The 20,696-nt window shown below is 62.8% G+C and carries 16 protein-coding genes and 4 tRNA genes; 2 read left to right on the top strand and 18 right to left on the bottom strand.

Going from position 1 to position 20,696, the window contains the following annotated elements:
- Window positions 1-2: 2 nt before the first annotated feature.
- From G7016_RS04645 to leuC, 8 genes are all read right to left on the bottom strand, one after another.
- Window positions 3-626 (bottom strand): phosphoribosylanthranilate isomerase, encoded by a 624-nt coding sequence (locus G7016_RS04645; protein ID WP_181111662.1) that lies wholly within the window; start codon window positions 624-626, stop codon window positions 3-5.
- A gap of 60 nt (window positions 627-686) precedes the next feature.
- Complete coding sequence (gene truA, locus G7016_RS04640) at window positions 687-1,541, bottom strand: tRNA pseudouridine(38-40) synthase TruA (RefSeq protein WP_181111661.1); 855 nt, start codon at window positions 1,539-1,541, stop codon at window positions 687-689.
- Between the two features lie 73 nt (window positions 1,542-1,614).
- Window positions 1,615-4,224 (bottom strand): FimV/HubP family polar landmark protein, encoded by a 2,610-nt coding sequence (locus G7016_RS04635; protein ID WP_181111660.1) that lies wholly within the window; start codon window positions 4,222-4,224, stop codon window positions 1,615-1,617.
- 75 nt (window positions 4,225-4,299) lie between these two features.
- Window positions 4,300-5,301, bottom strand: a complete 1,002-nt coding sequence (locus tag G7016_RS04630) for an aspartate-semialdehyde dehydrogenase (RefSeq protein WP_181111659.1) — start codon at window positions 5,299-5,301, stop codon at window positions 4,300-4,302.
- A 93-nt stretch (window positions 5,302-5,394) separates the two neighbouring features.
- The gene (gene asd, locus G7016_RS04625) at window positions 5,395-6,507 is read right to left on the bottom strand and encodes an aspartate-semialdehyde dehydrogenase (RefSeq protein ID WP_181111658.1); all 1,113 of its coding nucleotides are present in this window, start codon (window positions 6,505-6,507) and stop codon (window positions 5,395-5,397) included.
- A 65-nt stretch (window positions 6,508-6,572) separates the two neighbouring features.
- Window positions 6,573-7,655 carry a 3-isopropylmalate dehydrogenase gene (leuB, locus tag G7016_RS04620; RefSeq protein ID WP_181111657.1) on the bottom strand — a complete coding sequence of 361 codons (1,083 nt, stop codon included), beginning with the start codon at window positions 7,653-7,655 and terminating at the stop codon, window positions 6,573-6,575.
- 65 nt (window positions 7,656-7,720) lie between these two features.
- Window positions 7,721-8,359: a 3-isopropylmalate dehydratase small subunit gene (gene leuD, locus G7016_RS04615; RefSeq protein ID WP_181111656.1), complete on the bottom strand. Its 639-nt coding sequence runs from the start codon at window positions 8,357-8,359 to the stop codon at window positions 7,721-7,723.
- Window positions 8,356-9,789, bottom strand: coding sequence for a 3-isopropylmalate dehydratase large subunit (gene leuC, locus G7016_RS04610; protein ID WP_181111655.1), 1,434 nt, complete (start codon window positions 9,787-9,789; stop codon window positions 8,356-8,358). Before leuC ends, leuD begins: the two co-directional genes overlap by 4 nt.
- A gap of 164 nt (window positions 9,790-9,953) precedes the next feature.
- Here leuC and G7016_RS04605 point away from each other — a divergent pair, with 164 nt between their 5' ends.
- Entirely contained in the window at window positions 9,954-10,832 is an 879-nt protein-coding gene (locus tag G7016_RS04605; RefSeq protein ID WP_181111654.1) for a LysR family transcriptional regulator, read from the top strand.
- A gap of 39 nt (window positions 10,833-10,871) precedes the next feature.
- The gene (locus G7016_RS04600) at window positions 10,872-13,781 is read left to right on the top strand and encodes an EAL domain-containing protein (RefSeq protein WP_181111653.1); all 2,910 of its coding nucleotides are present in this window, start codon (window positions 10,872-10,874) and stop codon (window positions 13,779-13,781) included.
- An 85-nt stretch (window positions 13,782-13,866) separates the two neighbouring features.
- Here the strand turns inward: G7016_RS04600 and G7016_RS04595 are convergent, their stop codons facing one another.
- From G7016_RS04595 to uvrB, 10 genes are all read right to left on the bottom strand, one after another.
- The gene (locus tag G7016_RS04595; RefSeq protein WP_181111652.1) at window positions 13,867-14,316 is read right to left on the bottom strand and encodes an Hsp20 family protein; all 450 of its coding nucleotides are present in this window, start codon (window positions 14,314-14,316) and stop codon (window positions 13,867-13,869) included.
- Between the two features lie 112 nt (window positions 14,317-14,428).
- The gene (locus G7016_RS04590; protein WP_181111651.1) at window positions 14,429-15,388 is read right to left on the bottom strand and encodes a tRNA dihydrouridine synthase; all 960 of its coding nucleotides are present in this window, start codon (window positions 15,386-15,388) and stop codon (window positions 14,429-14,431) included.
- Window positions 15,389-15,392: 4 nt separating this feature from the next.
- A complete protein-coding gene (locus tag G7016_RS04585; RefSeq protein WP_181111650.1) occupies window positions 15,393-15,845 on the bottom strand; it encodes an acyl-CoA thioesterase in 453 nt (150 codons plus the stop codon).
- 90 nt (window positions 15,846-15,935) lie between these two features.
- Window positions 15,936-16,011, bottom strand: a tRNA-Glu gene (locus G7016_RS04580).
- 42 nt (window positions 16,012-16,053) lie between these two features.
- Window positions 16,054-16,129 (bottom strand) — tRNA-Ala (locus G7016_RS04575).
- A gap of 47 nt (window positions 16,130-16,176) precedes the next feature.
- Window positions 16,177-16,252: transfer RNA gene (locus G7016_RS04570), tRNA-Glu, on the bottom strand.
- Between the two features lie 67 nt (window positions 16,253-16,319).
- Window positions 16,320-16,395 (bottom strand) — tRNA-Ala (locus G7016_RS04565).
- Window positions 16,396-16,597: 202 nt separating this feature from the next.
- A complete protein-coding gene (gene gltX / locus G7016_RS04560) occupies window positions 16,598-18,079 on the bottom strand; it encodes a glutamate--tRNA ligase (RefSeq protein ID WP_181111649.1) in 1,482 nt (493 codons plus the stop codon).
- Between the two features lie 159 nt (window positions 18,080-18,238).
- A complete protein-coding gene (locus G7016_RS04555) occupies window positions 18,239-18,556 on the bottom strand; it encodes a DUF2845 domain-containing protein (RefSeq protein ID WP_181111648.1) in 318 nt (105 codons plus the stop codon).
- 32 nt (window positions 18,557-18,588) lie between these two features.
- Window positions 18,589-20,604, bottom strand: a complete 2,016-nt coding sequence (uvrB, locus tag G7016_RS04550; RefSeq protein WP_181111647.1) for an excinuclease ABC subunit UvrB — start codon at window positions 20,602-20,604, stop codon at window positions 18,589-18,591.
- Window positions 20,605-20,696: the final 92 nt, after the last annotated feature.

The raw sequence follows: 20,696 nt of genomic DNA, 5'->3' as shown, positions 1-20,696 counted from the left end.
AGTCAACGCCAGGAGCGCACAGCCTTGACGAATGCCTCCACGCGACGGGCGTCCTTTATGCCCTTGCTGCGCTCTACCCCGCCGCTTACGTCCACCCCGTACGGCCGCACCTGCTCGATGGCCTCGCTGACGTTTTCGGGGGTGAGCCCCCCGGCCAGGATGATGGGTTTGTCCAGCTCCGCCGGAACCAGCCCCCAATCGAACGCCAAACCGGTGCCGCCGGGTACACCTTCCACGAACGCATCGAGCAACAGGCCGCTGGCGCCCTTGTAGCGCCTGCACGCCTCGGCGATATCATCTTCGGGCCGAACCCTCAGCGCCTTGATATACGGGTGCCCGTAACGACCGCATTCCTCGGGCGTTTCGTCCCCATGAAACTGCAGCAGGTCGAGGGCGACGGCATCCAGTGTTTCGTTGATTTCACAGGCGCTGGCATTGACGAAGAGCCCCACCGTGGTAACGAAAGGGGGCAAGGCGTTGATAATTTCGCGCGCCTGGAGGACGGTAACCGCCCGGGGGCTACGAGGGTAGAACACCAGGCCGATGGCGTCGGCACCGGCATGCGCCGCCACCAGAGCGTCTTCGACGCGGGTAATACCACAGATCTTGCTGCGAACGGCGGCCATCGGGCTACTACCTCAGCGCTTGCGGAAAGCCTGGCATGTTAGCAAAAGCACCTTGGGGCGTCAGCCTTCCAGGCCGCAGAAGCCTGTAAGGAAATGTGGCCCGAGATATCTCGACGGTATTTCATAGCTATCCGGATATTCCACGTGCACCAGGTAAAGCCCATAGGGATGCGCCGTGACGCCGCCCTGGCGGCGCTCCCGCCCCTGCAGCACTTCTTCTGCCCAGGTGACGGGCTTCTGACCAGAGCCGATCGCCATCAGCACCCCGGCAAGGTTTCGCACCATGTGATGCAAAAACGCATTGGCACGAACGTCAATGACGATCATCTGGCCGTGACGGCTGATACGCAGGTGATGCATCTGCTTGATCGGGGACTTGGCCTGGCACTGGCTGGCGCGGAACGCGCTGAAGTCATGGGTGCCAAGCAACGGCTGCGCCGCTTCCGCCATACGCTCGACGTCCAGCGGACGATGGTTCCAGGTCACCTCATCGGCCAGGTGCGCCGGGCGAATAAGGTCGTTGTAGATGACGTAGCGGTAACGCCGGGACATCGCTTTGAAGCGGGCATGGAAGTCGCGTGGCATCGGCCGCGCCCAGGTCACGCTGATGTCGCTGGGCAATTCGGCGTTGGTGCCCATTACCCAGGCGCGCTCGGGTCGAACGGCCTGCGTATCGAAGTGCACGACCTGCCCGCAGGCATGCACCCCAGCATCCGTGCGCCCGGCACACATGACCGACACCGGGCACGCCGCCACCTTGGAAAGCGCCCGCTCGAGGGTTTCCTGCACGCTGCGCACGCCGTCGGCCTGGCGTTGCCAGCCGTTATAGCGTGAGCCTTTGTATTCCACACCCAATGCAATGCGGGTGTAACCGTCGGCGGCAACTTCGTCCGCCGCGCTTTGGTAGATAGTCACTGCTTGAAACCCATATCCAGAAAAACGACAACGGCAGCCTGCGCGGCTGCCGTCGGGAGATAAACTACCGCGCTCAACTCAAGGCGGCGAGCATCTTGCGAGCTTCCTTCTGTTGCGCCACGTTACCTTCCTTGAGCACCTCATCGAGAATATCCCGGGCACCTTCGGCGTCCGACATTTCGATATAGGCACGGGCAAGGTCCAGTTTAGTGGTCACTTCATCCGAATCGGCCAGGAAATCAAACTCGTCCAGCCCTTCATCGGCGCCCTGGGCACTGTGCAGGCTATTGCCGGCCGAGGCCTCGCTGAGGCTGCGTGACAGCTGGTCGAGCTGGGAATTGACATCGTTCACGTCGGCAGCGAAACGGTCCTGATCCTCTTTCTCGTCGTCGGACAGCGACAGGTCGAAATCCTCCAGCCGTTCATGGTCCGACAGCACTGCGGCATCGTCCGGCGCTTCGTCAGGGATGGGGTCAATGTCCAGCGGATCAACCTCGTGCAGTTCGTCCACGGGCGAAGGCGCAGGCTCATCGGGCGCTACATCCGGCTCGGCAGGCGGTGCCTCGGAGGCCTGCAAGGCGGTACGTTCACGCAGCAGCGACTCGAAATCCAGTTCGTCCCGTGGAACAGCGCGCGCCGGCGCCTGCTCTACTGCCGGGGCCGGCTCCTCAGGGGCCGTTTCAATGCCATCCAGGCTCAGGTCAAAATCCGTGTCGAACACATCGCCGATGGGCTCAGGCGCGTTTGGCTCGTCCTGCAGCAGGTCCTTCACATATTGAGCGTCCAGTTCCGCCGCCACTGCCGCGGCGCTCAAGCCAGCGGCGACTCCGGCCATCGCCGGGAAGCGCGCTTTGAGTTCATTGACCCGCGCGTGGTTGGCGCCGGTTGCCATCAGTCGCCGCTCCTGGGCCACAAACCCGTCACGGTCGCCTTGATGAGCGAACACTTCCATGAGTTTGAGGCGCAGGTCACTGCGATCAGGCTCTGCCTCGATGGCGGCTTCCAGGATGTCGCTGGCCCGGGTGTAGCGGCCTTGCGTGATCTGATCGTCAGCCTGGGTAAGCGCATCGTCTGCAGCGGGCGCTACCACCAGCGAGGCAACCGTGGGCAGTTCATTTTTCGGTGGGGGCGTGCTCGGCCGTTGGTACACCGGCGCCTCCGCGGCCTGGGCGGCAGCGGCGGACGCAGCAACCATCGCCGGCGTAAGGCGGACACTCGGCGCGGGGGTACCTAGCCCTTCGAAGCTGGTGGACGGGAGGTCGAAGTCCTCGGAACGAAACTCCTGGGCCTCGGACAATTCACGCGCCATGCGCGCGTGGCGTTCGGATTCCTGCTGGGCCTTGCGCCGGCGCGCCAGCAGCCAGGCGGCCAGCAGTACCGCGGCGATAGCTAGCCCGGCAGCGGAACCGAGTACCCAAGGGTTGCTCGGGGCCTCCTCGGCCACGGGCTCGGCGACCACAGGCGGCACTGCCGCAGGATCGTTTGCCGCCGGCGCAGGTGCTGGCGTGGCAGCGCCTTCTGCGGGAGCCTCCTGGCTTTCGGGCGGCGGCGCGAGCTGGGCATTGATAGCCGGCTGGCCGTCGGCCGGGGCGGTACCTTCCGGCACAGCCGCAGGCTCGGCGGCGTTGGAAGCCGGGGTGCCCGAGGCTGCAGCCTCCAGGCGCGCCAATTGATCGCTCTTGAGTTGCAGCAGGCGCTGAGCCTTTTCCAACTGGCTTTGCAGGTCTGCCATGCGGCTCTGCAGCTCGCTGTTTTCCCGTTGCGCGCTGTCCAGGCTTTCCTGGGTCACCGCCAGTTTGTCTGACAGCACCTTGTTGTCACCGGCCAGGCCACGGGCGCGCTCGTTGGCCGCTTCCCCGGACACCAGCTTGAGGTTGTCGCCCTGCGCCGGCGCCGGGGCATTGCCGCGCCCGTTGCCGCGCGTGGCATCGAGTTGCTGCGCACGAGGGCCCAACCGCCGCCCCTCGCGCCAGGCAGCGTTCTGCCGCGCCACTTCGGCGATGGCCTTTGGCTGCGGCAGGGCAGTAGCGTCGCTGTTATCCGGCAGGCGCAGCACCTGCCCCGCGCGCAGGCGGTTGATGTTGGCGTCCTGGAACGCGTCCGGGTTCATCGCCTGAATCGCAAGCATGGTCTGCTGTACCGAGGCCTGCTCACGGAAGCGCGCGGCAATTTCCCACAGCGTGTCGCGATTGGTGGTGGTGTATTCCCGGGCGTTCGCCGAAGCGGGCGCGGTAACCGCCGGCGTGGCAGGCGGCGCGGCGGCCTCTGCGGCTTGCGGGGAGAAGCGGGACGGGTCGACCAGCACGCTGTAGTCGCGCATCAGGCGGCCGCTGGGGTAAATCACTTGCACCAGGAATTTGAGCAGAGGCTCGGGCAAGGGCGCGGGGGACGTGACCTGAATCACGCTGCGCCCGCCCGGGTTGATCACCGGGGTAAAGCTCAACTGGTTCAGGAAGGCCTGGCGGTCCAGCCCGGCGCGCGCGAATTCTTCGGAGGAGGCAAGGCCCGGCACGATTTCCGGAGCGGTGAGCTGAGCGACATCACGCAGCTCGATTTCCGCGACAAGCGGCTGATTGGCCGCCGATTTCAACGTGAGCTCGCCCAGTTCCAGGGCTTGCGCCATACCCGATGACAGCGCGGTGGCAGCGGCTATCGCCAAGACCAGTTTGCGAACTTGAACCATGGCCAGATCCTTTTGTGCGTGCCGGACTCACATCGTGAACCAAGAAACTTTATGTAAAGTATTCCCAAGTATCTTTTAGGAAAGGCGTTTTATCAACAATTCCGCCAATTGCACCGCATTCAGCGCGGCCCCCTTGCGCACGTTATCCAGCGTCAGCCAGAGGTTCAGCTCGCAGGCGTCATCCAACCCGGTACGTACGCGGCCCACGTAGAGCACGTCCTGGCCCACGGCGTCCCCTACTGCGGTCGGATAATCGTCGGCACCCGTCCACTCTACGGAAGGTGCCGTTTCCAGCGCGGCACACACGGCTTCGAGATCGACAGGCGTGCTGGAGCGTACGCTCACGGCAAGGCTGTCACCAAAGAATACCGGTGCCTGGATGCAACTGATGGATGCTTTGAGTAAAGGCAGGCCAAGCAGTTCGCGCAATTCACGGTGCGCACGTTTTTCCAGCGCGAGGTGGCCAGCGGCATCGGGCTCGCCCACCTGGGGCAGCAGATTGAAGGCCACCTGGCGGTCAAACACCCGCGGCTCCAAGGGCCGGGCATTCAGCAGTTCGGTGGTTTGGCGCGCCAACTCGCGGATGGCATCACGCCCTTTGGAGGACATGGAGAGGCACGCGGTAACGTTCACCTGCTCTATTTCAAGCAACGGCATCAGCGGCGCCAGCGCCAGGGCAAGGCCCGTCGCCACGCTACCCGGGCTGGCGATCAACGCCGGCATGGCAAGGCCTTCTGCGATGCCAGGGTTTACTTCTGGTACCACCACGGGCGTGCCCTGCCCTCCCGCCAGGTCGATTACCGTACAGCCCGCGGCGCGGGCCTTGCTCACATAGGCCTGGCTGACCGCTTCACCGGTGCAAAAGAACACCAGCTTCACCTGCTGGAAGTCGAAGCCGTCCAGCGCTTTCACCCGCACGTTGCGCCCACGGAACGGTACCGACTGGGCCACCGAAGCCTCACTGCCCAGCAAGTACAGCTGGCCCAGCGGGAACTCACGCTCTTCGAGGATTTGTACCAGGGTTTCACCCACGGTACCGGTAGCGCCAACCACGGCGACATCGAAAGTGACGGACATTGCCTTTCCTTCAGCAGAGAAAACGAAAACGCGGCTGGCGCGGTGTTTCCGGAACGGGAAACATCACACCAGCCGCGAAGGGCCTTGCGCGTATCAGCGTTCCAGCAGGATACGCAGCATGCGGCGCAGCGGTTCGGCGGCGCCCCAGAGCAACTGGTCACCCACGGTGAAAGCACCGAGGAACTGCGAACCCATGTTGAGCTTGCGCAGGCGGCCTACTGGCACGTTCAGCGTACCGGTCACCTGAGTAGGCGTGAGCTCGGCCATGCTGGCTTCGCGGTGGTTAGGCACCAGCTTCACCCAAGGGTTGTGCTGGCTGATCATGCCTTCGATGTCGGCGATCGGCACATCCTTGTTCAGTTTGATGGTCAGCGCCTGGCTGTGGCAGCGCATGGCACCGATGCGCACGCAGATACCGTCGACCGGAACGGGGTTCTTGAAGCGGCCGAGGATCTTGTTGGTCTCGGCCTGGCCTTTCCATTCCTCGCGGCTTTGCCCGTTTGGCAGCTCCTTGTCGATCCACGGGATCAGGCTGCCGGACAGGGGTACACCAAACTGCTCGGTAGGGAACGCTTCGCCGCGCATGGCTTCAGCCACCTTGCGGTCGATGTCGAGGATGGGGCTGGCCGGGTTGGCCAGGTCATCGGCAACTGCGGCGTGGGTAGCGCCCATCTGGCGGATGAGCTCGCGCATGTTCTGCGCGCCGGCACCGGACGCCGCCTGATAGGTCATGGCGCTCATCCATTCCACCAGGCCGGCTTCGAACAAGCCGCCCAGGCCCATCAGCATCAGGCTGACGGTGCAATTGCCGCCCACATAGTTGCGGGTACCGGCATCGAGCTGCTGGTCGATCACCTTGCGGTTGACCGGGTCGAGCACGATCACGGCGTCATCCTGCATGCGCAAGGTGGACGCGGCGTCGATCCAGTAGCCCTGCCAGCCAGCTTCACGCAGCTTGGGGAACACTTCGCTGGTGTAGTCGCCACCCTGGCAGGTGAGGATGACGTCCAGGGTTTTCAGTTCCTCGATGCTGTACGCATCCTTGAGCGGCGCGACATCCTTGCCCACGGCAGGACCTTCACCGCCCACGTTGGAGGTAGTGAAAAATACCGGTTCGATCAGGTCGAAGTCCTGCTCTTCCAGCATCCGCTGCATGAGCACGGAACCGACCATACCGCGCCAACCGATCAGACCTACACGTTTCATCGCAACTACACCCTTGAAAAAAGTGGGCCGCCGCCCCTTGCAGACGGAGCGGCGGGCCCGAGAGATTACAGATTTCGCAGGGCCGCGACTACTGCGTCGCCCATTTCCTGCGTACCGACCTTCGTGCAGCCTTGCGACCATATGTCGCCGGTGCGCACGCCGTGATCGAGCACCTTGCCGACTGCCGCTTCGATGGCTGCGGCCGCTTCGGTTTCGTTGAAGCTGTAACGCAGCATCATGGACACCGAGAGGATGGTGGCCAGCGGGTTGGCGATGCCCTGGCCCGCGATGTCTGGCGCGGAACCGTGGCAGGGCTCGTACATGCCCTTGTTGCGGGCATCCAGGGACGCCGAGGGCAGCATGCCGATGGAGCCGGTGAGCATGGACGCTTCGTCCGAGAGGATGTCGCCGAACATGTTGTCGGTGACCATCACATCGAACTGCTTGGGTGCCCGTACCAGCTGCATCGCGGCGTTGTCCACATACATGTGGCTCAACTCGACCTCAGGATAATCCTTCGCAAGGTCCTCGACCACCTCTCTCCACAGCTGGCTGGACGCAAGGACGTTGGCCTTGTCGACCGAGCACAGTTTTTTGCCGCGCACCTGTGCCATTTCAAAGCCCACTCGAGCGATACGGCGGATTTCGCTCTCGCTGTAGGGCAGCGTGTCGTAGGCCTGGCGCTCGCCGTTTTCGAGCTCCCGGGTGCCGCGAGGGGCGCCGAAGTAGATGCCGCCGGTCAACTCACGCACGATGAGAATATCCAGCCCGGCGACGATTTCCGGCTTGAGCGAGGAGGCATCGGCCAGTTGCGGATAGAGGATGGCCGGGCGCAGGTTGGCGAACAGGCCCAATTGGGCGCGGATTTTCAGCAGGCCGCGCTCCGGGCGAATGTCCCGCTCGATCTTGTCCCACTTCGGGCCGCCCACGGCACCCAGCAGCACGGCATCGGCCGCGCGGGCGCGCTCCAGGGTTTCGTCGGCCAGAGGTACACCGTGGCGGTCGATGGCGGCGCCACCGATCACGTCTTCGGTCAGGCTCAGGTCGAGTTTGAAGCGCTCGTTGGCGACATTGAGCACCTTGACCGCCTCGGCCATGATTTCAGGACCAATGCCGTCGCCGGGGAGAATCAGGATCTGCTTGCTCATGCGTTCCTCTTCTTATGCAAAACGGCACCCCACGGGGTGCCGGTAAATGTGTGGCGCCTGGGGGATCAGCGGAACAGCCAGGGCTGCGCTGCTTTGTGCCGGGTTTCGAAGGCGCGGATAGCGTCGGCATCCTGCAGGGTCAGGCCGATGTCGTCCAGGCCATGCAGCAGGCAATGCTTGCGGAATTCGTCGATCTCGAAGCTGTACGCCTTGCCATCGGGACGAGTGACGGTCTGCGCGGCCAGGTCGATGGCCAGTTGGTAACCGGGCTCGGCCTCCACCTGACGGAACAGTTCATCCACGTCGCTGGCATCGAGAATGATCGGCAGCAGGCCATTCTTGAAGCTGTTGTTGAAGAAGATGTCCGCGAAGCTGGGGGCAATCACGCAGCGGAAGCCGTATTCGTCCAGCGCCCAAGGCGCGTGCTCACGGCTGGAGCCGCAACCGAAGTTTTCCCGGGCCAGCAATACACTGGCGCCCTGGTAGCGTGGATGGTTCAACACGAATTCGGTATTGAGCGGGCGCTTGGAATTGTCCTGGTAGGGCTGGCCCACATCCAGGTAGCGCCATTCATCGAACAGGTTGGGGCCGAACCCCGTGCGCTTGATCGACTTCAAGAATTGCTTGGGAATGATCTGGTCGGTATCGACGTTGGCGCGATCCAGGGGCGCGGCAAGGCCGGTATGCTGGGTGAAAGCTTTCATGCTGCGCTCTCCTGGGACAGTTCACGGACGTCTACGAAGTGGCCGACCACGGCGGCGGCCGCGGCCATGGCCGGGCTTACCAGGTGGGTACGGCCGCCAGCACCCTGGCGCCCTTCGAAGTTGCGGTTGGAGGTGGAAGCGCAGTGCTCGCCGGATTCCAGGCGGTCCGGGTTCATGGCCAGGCACATGGAGCAGCCCGGTTCGCGCCATTCAAAGCCCGCTTCGATGAAGATGCGGTCCAGCCCTTCCCGCTCGGCCTGGGCCTTCACCAGGCCGGAGCCAGGCACCACGATCGCCTGCTTGATGGTGGCGGCGACCTTGCGGCCCTTGGCAACCTCAGCAGCGGCGCGCAGGTCTTCGATCCGCGAGTTGGTGCAGGAACCAATGAAAATACGGTCCAGGCGAATATCCGTGATCGGCTGGTTGGCACGCAGGCCCATGTACTTGAGGGCGCGCTCGATGGAGCCGCGTTTTACCAGATCGGCCTCCGCGGCCGGGTCTGGAACGGCCTGGTCCACCGCCAGCACCATTTCTGGAGACGTACCCCAGCTGACCTGCGGCTTGATCTCGGCGGCGTTCAGGCGCACCACGGTATCGAAATGGGCGTCGTCGTCGGACGTCAGGCCCTGCCATTCGGCAACGGCTTTTTCCCAGTTATCGCCGCTTGGGGCGAACGGGCGACCTTTCACGTAGGCGATGGTCTTTTCGTCGCACGCCACCAGGCCCACACGGGCGCCGGCCTCGATAGACATGTTGCAAATGGTCATGCGGCCTTCAACGGACAGGTCACGGATGGCGCTGCCCGCGAATTCGATCGCATGGCCATTACCGCCTGCGGTGCCGATCTTGCCGATCACCGCCAGCACGATGTCCTTGGCGGTAACACCGAAGGGCAAGGTGCCCTCGACCAGTACCTGCATGTTTTTCATTTTCTTGGCCACCAGGCACTGGGTCGCGAGCACGTGCTCCACTTCCGAGGTGCCGATGCCATGGGCCAGCGCGCCGAACGCACCATGGGTGGAGGTGTGGGAGTCGCCGCATACCACGGTCATGCCCGGCAAGGTCGCGCCCTGCTCCGGGCCGATCACGTGAACGATGCCCTGGCGCTCATCGTTCATCTTGAATTCGGTAATGCCGTACTCATCGCAGTTGTCGTCGAGGGTTTGCACCTGCAGGCGCGATACCTGGTCGGCGATGGCCTCGATGCCGCCCTTGCGCTCGGGGGTGGTCGGTACGTTGTGGTCGGGGGTAGCGACAATGCTGTCCACGCGCCACGGAGTACGGCCGGCCAGCCTTAGCCCTTCGAAAGCCTGGGGTGAGGTCACTTCGTGAACGATGTGGCGATCGATATAGATCAGCGCCGAGCCATCGTCCCGCTGCTTGACCAAATGAGCATCCCAAAGCTTGTCGTAAAGCGTTCTACCGGCCATCGATCGGTTCCTCGTCAGGCTATGACTTGTGGCAGTGGCATGGCGGCGTTTTGTCGCTGCTCGATTGAGGTGCCTCTGCTTGTGATAGAGATGCTATGGCGTTAGATTGAATAACTCAAATTCATAATTTTTATGTTCTGGATAACAACAAGGAATTTCACCGCGTGGATCTGGCAAACCTCAGCGCGTTTATCAGTGTGGCCGAAACCGGCAGCTTCTCTAATGCAGGCGAGCGCCTCCATCTCACCCAGCCGGCTATCAGCAAACGTATCGCCGGGCTGGAAGCCCAACTCAATACTCGGCTGTTCGATCGGCTGGGCCGCGAGGTGAGCCTGACCGAGGCCGGGCGGGCCTTGCTGCCACGCGCCTACCAGATTCTCAACGTGCTGGACGACACCCGCCGGGCCTTGAGCAACCTCAACGGCGAAGTCACCGGCCGGCTGACCCTTGCGACCAGCCATCACATTGGCTTGCACCGGTTGCCGCCTTTATTAAGGGCCTTCACCCGCCGCTATCCCAACGTAGCGCTGGATATCCAGTTTCTGGATTCTGAAGTGGCCTATGAAGAAATTCTCCATGGCCGCGCCGAACTGGCGGTGATCACGCTGGCACCCGAGCCCTACGGCCTTGTAAAGGCGGTGCAGATCTGGGACGACCCATTGGACCTGGTGGCCGCGCCTGAGCATGCGCTGGCCCGTCAGAAACAGGTATCGCTCGAAGACATCGCCCGCCACCCTGCGGTGTTCCCGGGCGGCAACACCTTTACTCACCACATCGTGCGGCATTTGTTCCAGGCACAAGGGCTTACCCCCAACATCGCCATGAGCACCAACTATCTTGAAACGATCAAGATGATGGTGTCCATTGGGCTGGCCTGGAGCGTGCTGCCGCGCACCATGCTGGATGACCAGGTGACAAGGCTGTCACTTCCGGGCGTGCAGCTGAACCGCAAGCTAGGCTACATCGTGCATACGGAAAGAACGCTCTCGAACGCCGCGCGCGCGTTCATGGCATTACTGGAAGCAGAAACTGTCTCTGAATGACAGACACAGGCAATTGCCCGATCAAGGAAGCCCGGCCTCATGCCCAAGAGCCTCAAAGCACGTGCTCGTTTGCCGCGAATACAGGCGGCTGACCCTCGGGAAGCGGAAGCGTTGTGGGAAAGTGCATCGCAACTGCTCGCAGCGCTCAACGGCGCCCGGTTGGGCGCATGGTACTGGGACATCGAGGAAGGGGTGATCAACTGGTCCCGAAGCACCCAGGCCCTGTTCGGCTTCGACCCCCAGGTTCGGCTTGCACAGGATATCGACTACCTGGACTTGCTGCCTGAGGAAGACCAGGCCCGCACCCTGCAAGCCTTCGAGGCCGTGCTGCGCGGTGAACCGCTGGACCAGGCCATGCGCCACCGGATTCGCTGGCCGGACGGTAGCCTGCATTGGATAGAAATCAGCGGCAGCCTGGTCAGCGGCCGCGACGGCCGCCCGCACATGGTGGGCGTGGTGCGGGAGATCACTCAACAGCGCGAGCGTGAAGCCGCGCTGATCGCGTCGGAAAAACGCTTCGCCACCCTGTTCCAGCTCAGCCCGAACGTGGTGATGCTCACCCGCCGCAGTGACGGGTTGATCTACGAAGTGAACCACCACTTCGAAAAGGTGCTCGGCTGGCCGGCCGATCAGGTGATCAACAAGACCACCGAGGAACTCGCGCTCTGGGCCGACCCGCCGGAACGCACGGAGCTGATGCTGGCGACGCTTGCCAGCAACGAACCGATCATCACGCAAGTGCGCCTGCGCGCCGCTACCGGGCAATTGCGCCAAGGCATCCTCTGCAGCCAGAACATCGACCTGGACGGGCGCGCGTTCCTGCTCAGCACCTTCGTGGACACCAGCGAACGCATTCGCGCCGAACAATTGCTCAAGGACAGCCAGGAACGCCTGGACCTGGCGCTGGAATCCGCCCGGCTCGGCACCTGGGACTGGCACATCCCCAGCGGCATGCTCTATGGCTCGCCCCGGGCCGCCCAACTGCACGGGCTGCCCGCCGCGCCCTTCCATCAAAGCTTTGCCGCGTTCTTCCGGCAGATCAATGCACAAGACCGCCGGGCCATGCGCCACCTGTATCGGCAACTGATCGCCGGGGGTGGCAGCGAGTATCAAATGACCTACCGCGTGGACGCAGGCCAGGGGGCTATCCGCTACCTGGAAACCCGCGCCCGGCTGCACCGCGACGCAGACCACGCGCCCCTGCGCATGGCCGGCACGCTGTTGGACATCACCGATCAGGTGGAGCGAGAGCAACGGCTGCTGCATTCCGAAGATAAATTCGTGCGGCTGTTCCAGGCCAGCCCTTACCCGGTGTGCGTAAGCGAGCAGGCCACCGGCCGCTTCGTGGAAGCGAACCCTACGTTCTGCGAAACCTTTGGCTGGACCGCAGGCGAAGTAATCGGGCGCACCGCCGAGGAGCTGGGGCTGTGGAGTGACGAGCATCAACAGGCGATGCTCAAGGAGGAGCTGAGACGCTTCGCCCGCGTTCGCCATCGAGAAATCATCGCACGGCGCAAGACGGGCGAGCCCCTGATCCTCGAAATCACCCTGGAACCCATCACGCTCGACAACACCGCATGCATGCTGATGACAGCGCGCGATGTAAGCCAGCTCAAGAACGCCCAGGCGCAGATCCAGCACCTGGCTTACCACGACCCCCTCACCAACCTGGCCAACCGGGCGTTGCTGATGGACCGCATCAGCCAGCAAGTGACCCTGCTCAAGCGTTACAACCAGCGCGGCGCGCTGCTGTTCCTCGACCTGGACCATTTCAAACACATCAACGATTCGCTCGGGCACCCCGTGGGCGATACGGTGCTCAAGATTGTCACCGCCCGGCTGGAAGCCAGCGTGCGGCTGGAAGACACGGTGGCGCGGCTGGGCGGGGATGAGTTCGTGATCCTGGTGGGCGGCCTGGAAGGCAGCCGCAGCGAGGTCACCGCCGAGGTACGTGCCTTGGCCGATACGCTGCGCGAACTGCTGGCCGAGCCAATGTCCCTCGACGGCCATCGGCTGCGGGTGACACCGAGCATCGGGATGGCGCTTATCCCGGATCACGGCACCAGCCCGGCGGACCTGCTAAAACGCGCGGACATCGCCCTCTATAGGGCCAAGGACTCGGGACGTAACACCGCGCAGATGTTCCATAGCGCCATGCAAAAGGCCGCCAGCGAGCGGCTGCGCATGGAAAACGACCTGCGCCTGGCCCTCAGCCGAGGCGAACTGCATTTGCATTTCCAGCCTCAGGTGGACGCGCGCGATAACCGCATCATCGGTGCCGAGGTGCTGCTGCGCTGGATGCACCCGCAGCTGGGGCAGCAGTCGCCGGCGCAGTTCATTCAAGTGCTGGAAGAAAGCGGGCTGATCCTGGATGTGGGCAACTGGATACTGGACGAAGCCTGCGGCGCCTGCGCCAGGCTGCTGCAGGCCGGGTTGATCAATGCCAGGGAGTTCAGCCTGTGCGTGAACATCAGCCCGCGGCAATTCCGCCAAACCGATTTCGTCGCGCGCATCGAGCGCAGCCTCAGCCACAACCAGTTGCCGTGCAGCCTGCTCAAATTGGAAATCACCGAAGGCATCGTGATCCAGAACCTGGAGGACACCATCAGCAAGATGCGCGCGCTGAAAAAGCTGGGCGTGAGCTTTGCGATGGACGACTTCGGCACGGGGTATTCGTCCCTTACCTACTTAAAGCGGTTGCCGGTGGACACCTTGAAGATCGACCAGTCCTTCGTACGCGATTGCACCCACGACCCCAACGACGCCGAGATCATCCGCGCTATCGTGGCCATGGCCCGCAGCCTGGAACTGACCGTGATTGCCGAAGGGGTAGAGCTGACCGAGCAGCTGGATTTCCTCGACCGGCTGGGGTGCCATTACTACCAAGGCTACTTGTACAGCCGCCCGGTACCGCTGGAGCAATTCAAGGAGCTGCTGGTGGGCGCGTAGGAGGCCTTTTGCCCTGTAGGAATCGTCAGGCAATAAAAAAGGGGCGCCCCACCAGGCGCCCCTTTTCACTTCTCGCGTCGAGCGATCAATGTTCCAGCACAGGCTGCGTACCACCGATCGGGATGCGTTTTGGCTTGGCCTCTTCCGGCACTACACGCAGCAGGTCAATGTTCAGCAAGCCATTCTGCAGGCCGGCCGCCTTGACCTCGATATGGTCCGCCAGGCGGAAGGACAGCTTGAAGGCCCGCTGGGCAATGCCCTGGTGCAGGTAGGTGATGCTGCTGGTGTCGCCCTCGCGGTTCTTGCCGCCGGTGACGGTCAGCACGCCTTTCTCGACCTGCAGGTCGAGGTCCTGCTCCTGGAAGCCTGCCGCAGCCACGACGATGCGGTATTCGTTATCGCCATGTTTCTCGACGTTGTAGGGTGGGTAGGTGCTACCCGACTCATTGCGCAACGCCGACTCGAACAGATCGTTGAAACGATCGAAGCCAACGGAATGACGGAACAGTGGAGCCAAGGAAAATGCAGTGCTCATGACGATCTCCTGAGATTTCAGCGAGTAGTTGATTCCGCGACCCGACTTCGGCATCGCGTACCTAACAGATAGGGGCTCGCTTAACGCTTTCAAGACCGTTCGTCGGCTTTTTTTATGCAGCTACAGGCGCCTCGAGGCCCAGCATTTCGCTGATGCGGGTGCAGTCGGTTTCCTGCCGCAGCGCCGTGAACAGCTCTACCGCGCCCGGATAGCTGCGGGTGAGCATGGCCACCCATTGCTTCAACCGGCCTGGAGCATAGCGGGGCGAGAGCTTGGCGGTGGCTTGCCGCCAGAAGTCTTGCAGCAGGGGCAGCAGGTCGTCCCACGTCATGGGCACTACCGCCTTGCCCTGGGCTGCTGCGGCGATCTGCAGGGCCAGATCGGGCCGGGAGACCAGCCCGCGCCCCAGCATGAAGTGCTGCGCGCCGCTGACTTCACGGCAGCGCTGCCAATCCTCTACGGTCCAGATTTCGCCATTGGCATACACCGGCACCTTTACCACATCCTGTACCCGTGCCACCCATTCCCAATGGGCCGGAGGCTTGTAGCCTTCCAGCTTGGTACGGGCATGCACCACGATGCGCTCCGCGCCGCCATCGGCCAACGCGCGAGCGCAGTCCATGGCGCTGGAGGGGCTGGCGTAACCCAAACGCATTTTCGCTGTGACGGGAATGTGCGAGGGGGTGCTGCGGCGCACTTCGCTGACGATCGCGTGCAACAACTCGGGCTCGTTGAGCAACACAGCGCCCCCGCGAGAGCGATTCACCGTTTTGGCCGGGCAACCGAAATTCAGGTCGATCACCGGCGCGCCCAGCTCGCTGGCCACGGCGGCGCTGTCGCCTAGCAGCACGGGATCAGAACCCAGCAGCTGAACGTGCAACGGCGTACCAGCGCGGGTCTGGCTGCCATGGGCCAACTCGGGCGCCAGCTTGAGGAAGGACGACGGCGGGAGGGCGCGGTCCGAGACGCGAATAAACTCGGTCACGCACCAGTCGATGCCGCCCACACGGGTGAGCACGTCGCGCAGGATGTTATCGACCAGCCCTTCCATAGGCGCCAGGGCGAGTTGCATAGGTTCAGTTCTCAGGTGTGGCAGGGGCCGGCTGGATGGCACAGCCATAGCCGTCGATGAATTCGCTCGGCATGCGCTTGGGGCGGCCAGTCGATAGCTCGATGCATACGAAGGTGGTTTGTGCACGCAACAGCGTAGCGCCGTCGGAAGGGCGAATGAGCTGGAAACGGCGGTTCATCTTCAGGCGCTGGTCCCAGTCGATGATCCAGGTACCCATTACCAGTTCGTCGTCTTCGTAAGCGGCGGCCAGGTAGTCGATTTCGTGGCGTAACACCGCCATGGCGCGATCCAGCCGGCGGTATTCGACAAGGTCCAGGCCAAGATAGCCCGAATGGCGCCAGGCACAGCGCTCGAGCCAGGAAACATAAACGGCGTTGTTGGCGTGGCCGAGCCCGTCGATATCGTCGGCGCTGACACGGAGGTCGAGGGTGAAGGGTGACGGCAGATCCCAGTTCATATGCTCTCCTGCGCTCACCATAGGGCCGGAAAAACAAAAGGCCCATTCAATAATCGAATGAGCCTTGATTCCCGGAGATCGGGGTAAACGTGGCGTCCCCTAGGGGACTCGAACCCCTGTTACCGCCGTGAAAGGGCGGTGTCCTAGGCCACTAGACGAAGGGGACGCAAACCTTCGAGCAGGCCTGCCGTAGCAGGCCCTGGCAAATTGGTGGAGCTAGACGGGATCGAACCGTCGACCTCTTGCATGCCATGCAAGCGCTCTCCCAGCTGAGCTATAGCCCCGATTTTACGCCTGGCGGCGTGTACCGCCGAAGCGATACAGGTGAAAATGGCGTCCCCTAGGGGACTCGAACCCCTGTTACCGCCGTGAAAGGGCGGTGTCCTAGGCCACTAGACGAAGGGGACAGACCTTCTTTCCGGCCGGTCTGGTAACCGGCCTGCCCGAGGTTTACAACACCTGGGGCGAGGAATTTGGTGGAGCTAGACGGGATCGAACCGTCGACCTCTTGCATGCCATGCAAGCGCTCTCCCAGCTGAGCTATAGCCCCACAGCGCGGCGCCTTGTTTCAGCACCATGTCGTGGACGGGGCGCATATTAAGACGACACCCCTACCCTGTCAAACTAATTTTCAGAAATTTTTAAAAAATTATTCCCGGCATTCAAAGGGTTAGGGCCCGCGCCTCGAATTTACGGGGTAAAGGGGCCGCAAGCGCAACGCCCTTCCCTTCCGTGGTCGCAAGCCCAGGCTGTCAGCCGATGTCAGCCAGCAGCTTTTCCCATTCCTTGTTTTCTTTCTTCGATACGCCACCCAGCAGGTCCAGCGCCTGGCGCAAGCGGTAGCGGGTGAGGTCCGGGCCGATGATTTCCATGGCGTCCAGCACCGACACCGAACTGGCCTGGCCAGTGATGCTTGCGAACATCAGCGGCATGGCATCGCGCAGCTTGAGCTGCAGTGCGTCCACCACGGCCTGGATGCAGGCGGTGATACGGTCCTTCTCCCACTGGCGCAGGCTTTCCAGCTTCCAGAGAATCAGCTGGATCACCTGGCGAACCTGATCCGGAGTCAGCTTCTTGGAAGCAAACAGGGCAGGATCCGGGCGCACACCGCCCTCGAAGAAGAAACCACCCAGGGGCGCGACCTGGCTGAAGGTTTCGACCCGGCCTTGTACCAGCGGTGCGATCTTCATCAGGTAATCCTGATTGAAGGCCCATTTGCGCACCCGCGCGGCGAACTCTTCGACCGGCAGCTCGCGCAGCCACTGGCCATTGAGCCAGGACAGTTTCTCGATATCGAAGATCGGCCCGCCCAGCGATACGCGGGACAGGTCGAAATGCTCGACCATTTCGTCGAGGGAAAACTTCTCGCGCTCGTCCGGCATGGACCAGCCCATGCGCCCCAGGTAATTGAGCATGGCTTCGGGCATGAAGCCCATGCGCTCGTAAAAAGTGACGGAGGTGGGGTTCTTGCGCTTGGAAAGCTTGGACTTGTCCGGGTTGCGCAGCAGCGGCATGTAGCACAGCTGCGGCTGCTCCCAGCCGAAGTACTCGTACAGCTTCATCAGCTTGGGCGCGGACGGCAGCCACTCCTCGCCACGCAGCACGTGGGTGATGCCCATGAGGTGATCGTCCACCACGTTGGCCAGGAAGTAGGTGGGCAGGCCGTCGGTCTTGATCAGCACCTGCATGTCCATGCGGTCCCACGGGATTTCCACGTCGCCACGGAGCATGTCCGGCACTACGCACACGCCTTCGCTTGGCACCTTCATGCGGATCACATGAGGCTCGCCTGCGGCCAGGCGGCGTTGCACTTCTTCCGCGGACAGCAACAGGGCACGGCCGTCATAGCGCGGGGTTTCACCACGGGCCATTTGCTCGGCACGCATCTGGTCCAGCTCTTCGGCTGTGCAGAAGCATGGGAAGGCATGGCCGGCGTCTACCAGCTGCTGGGCGTAGTGCTTGTAAATCTCGCCACGCTCGCTTTGACGGTACGGGCCGTGCGGGCCACCAACGTCCGGCCCCTCGCTCCATTCGATACCGAGCCAGCGCAAGGCATCGAAAATCTGCTGCTCTGATTCGCGGGTGGAGCGCAGCTGGTCGGTGTCCTCGATCCGCAGGATGAATTCACCGCCGTGCTTTTTGGCGAAGCAGTAGTTGAACAGGGCGATGTACGCCGTGCCAACGTGGGGGTCGCCAGTGGGCGAAGGCGCGATTCGGGTGCGAACGGTGCTCATGGAGGGCTCTCGGACAGGACAGTACAAAGCAGGGAATGGTAGCAGGCCGGGCGGGTGGCCGGTAGAAGCCCAGGCTTCCTACAGAATAAGCAGGGTTGCGCCGGCCCTTGTGGGAGCAAGCGGAGCCGCAGGCGCAGCTCGCGAAGGCTTAAGCCTAGATCAAAGGAGATGGTCGTCCGGGGCTTCCCGGCGGGTATCCACGCGTATCAGCACGTCATTCTGGAAGCGCCAGTATTTCCAGGCGCCGCCATTGGGGCCGTACACCAGCACATCGGTTTTGGTCGCGCCTTTTCGTGGCACCCCGTTTGGGCGCAGCGCGGGAGGCTGGCTGGCCTGCGCCGCGGGTGGCCCGCAGCGGCTCAGCACTTCATCCAGCCTGGCGCCAGGATTGATCAGTTCCCTGCCGCAGCGGGTGCTTGCTTCGGCAGCGGGGATACAGGCAAGCGCCAACATCCCTATCGCTACGAGTTTGATCATATCGGCTCCTTCGACCCCAGCGCATCCGCAGGTTACACCGCCAGCAACCGCTCGCGCAGCTTGCCGATTTCATCGCGGGTTTGCGCGGCAGCTTCGAACTCCAGGTCTCGGGCGAACTGGAGCATCTTCTCTTCCAGCTGGCGGATGCGTTTGTTGATCTCGCTCGGGCTACGCAGCTCGGCTTCGTACTTGGCGCTTTCCTCCGCGGCCTTGGCCATGCCCTTGCGCTTCTTGCTCTTGCCACCGGGGATGTTGGCGCCCTCGAGGATGTCGGCGATGTCGCGCACAACCCCCTTGGGCACGATGCCGTTGGCTTCGTTGAAGGCGATCTGCTTTTCCCGCCGCCGCTCGGTTTCGTTGATGGCCCGCTCCATGGAGCCCGTCATGTTGTCGGCATAAAGGATCGCCCGGCCGTTGAGGTTACGCGCGGCGCGGCCGATGGTCTGGATCAGCGAACGCTCCGAGCGCAGGAAGCCTTCCTTGTCGGCATCCAGGATGGCCACCAGGGCCACCTCCGGCATGTCCAGGCCCTCGCGCAGCAGGTTGATCCCTACCAGCACATCGAAGGTGCCCAAGCGCAGGTCGCGGATGATCTCCACCCGCTCCACCGTGTCGATGTCCGAGTGCAGGTAGCGCACCCGAACGTCGTGGTCGGCGAGGTAGTCGGTAAGGTCCTCGGACATGCGCTTGGTGAGCGTGGTGACCAGTACCCGCTGATCCAGCGCCACGCGCTTGCGAATCTCGGACAACAGGTCGTCCACCTGAGTAGAGGCCGGGCGGATTTCGATCTGCGGGTCTACTAGGCCGGTGGGGCGAACCACCTGCTCCACCACCCTGCCGGCGTGCTCCTGCTCATACGGGCCAGGCGTGGCGGAGACGAAAATGGTCTGCGGCATGATCGCCTCCCATTCGTCGAACCGCATGGGGCGGTTATCCAGCGCGGAGGGCAGGCGGAAGCCGTACTCCACGAGGGTTTCCTTGCGGGAGCGGTCGCCCTTGTACATCGCCCCCACCTGCGGAACGCTCACGTGGGATTCGTCGATCACCAGCAGCGCCTCGGGCGGCAGGTAGTCGTACAACGTGGGCGGCGCCGCGCCGGCGGGCCGACCGGAGAGGTAGCGGGAATAGTTTTCGATGCCGTTGCAGTAGCCCAGCTCCAGCATCATCTCCAAGTCGAACCGCGTGCGTTGCTCCAGCCGCTGGGCTTCTACCAGCTTGTTGGCACCGCGCAGGTATTCCAGCCGCTCTTCCAGCTCCACCTTGATCTTTTCGATGGCCCCGACGATGGTTTCCCGAGGGGTTACATAGTGGGTTTTCGGGTAGAGGGTATAACGCGGCAGGCGCTGGATGATCTCACCGGTGAGCGGGTCGAAGGACGAGATATTTTCGATTTCGTCGTCGAACAGCTCGATGCGGATGGCTTCGAGGTCGGATTCGGCCGGGAACACGTCGATCACGTCGCCGCGCACGCGGAAGGTGGCGCGGGCGAAGTCCATTTCGTTGCGGGTGTATTGCAACTCGGCCAGCCGCCGCAGCAGCTCGCGCTGGTCGAAGCGGTCACCCCGGTCCAGGTGCAGCACCATGCGCAGGTAGGTTTCCGGGCTACCCAGGCCGTAGATGCACGAGACAGTGGTCACGATGATGGCGTCCTTGCGCTCCAGCAATGCCTTGGTGGCGGACAGCCGCATCTGTTCGATGTGGTCGTTGATGGAGGCATCCTTCTCGATGAAGGTGTCCGACGACGGCACGTAGGCCTCGGGCTGGTAGTAGTCGTAGTAGGAAACGAAGTATTCCACGGCATTGTTCGGGAAGAATGCCTTGAACTCTCCGTAAAGCTGCGCCGCCAATGTTTTGTTGGGCGCCAGTACCAGCGTAGGGCGTTTTATCTGCGCGATCACGTTGGCAATGCTGAAGGTTTTGCCCGACCCGGTCACACCCAGCAGCGTCTGATGAGCGAGGCCTGCATCGATGCCTTCCACCAATTGGCGAATGGCTTCAGGCTGGTCGCCAGCGGGCTTGTATTGGGTCACAAGCTGGAATTCGGACATGGGCTACCTCAATCGCCCCGCAGGGCTGTATCCATAAACAGTACTGGGGTGCTATACAGGTCGTCAAATCGCGTTACACACAGCTGAAGGGT

The organism is Pseudomonas japonica (assembly GCF_013522925.1).
In the GTDB taxonomy this organism is placed as follows: Bacteria; Pseudomonadota; Gammaproteobacteria; order Pseudomonadales; family Pseudomonadaceae; genus Aquipseudomonas; species Aquipseudomonas japonica_A.
Note: the sequence above shows the minus strand (reverse complement) of the source record. Positions and strands in the feature narration are given on the sequence as shown.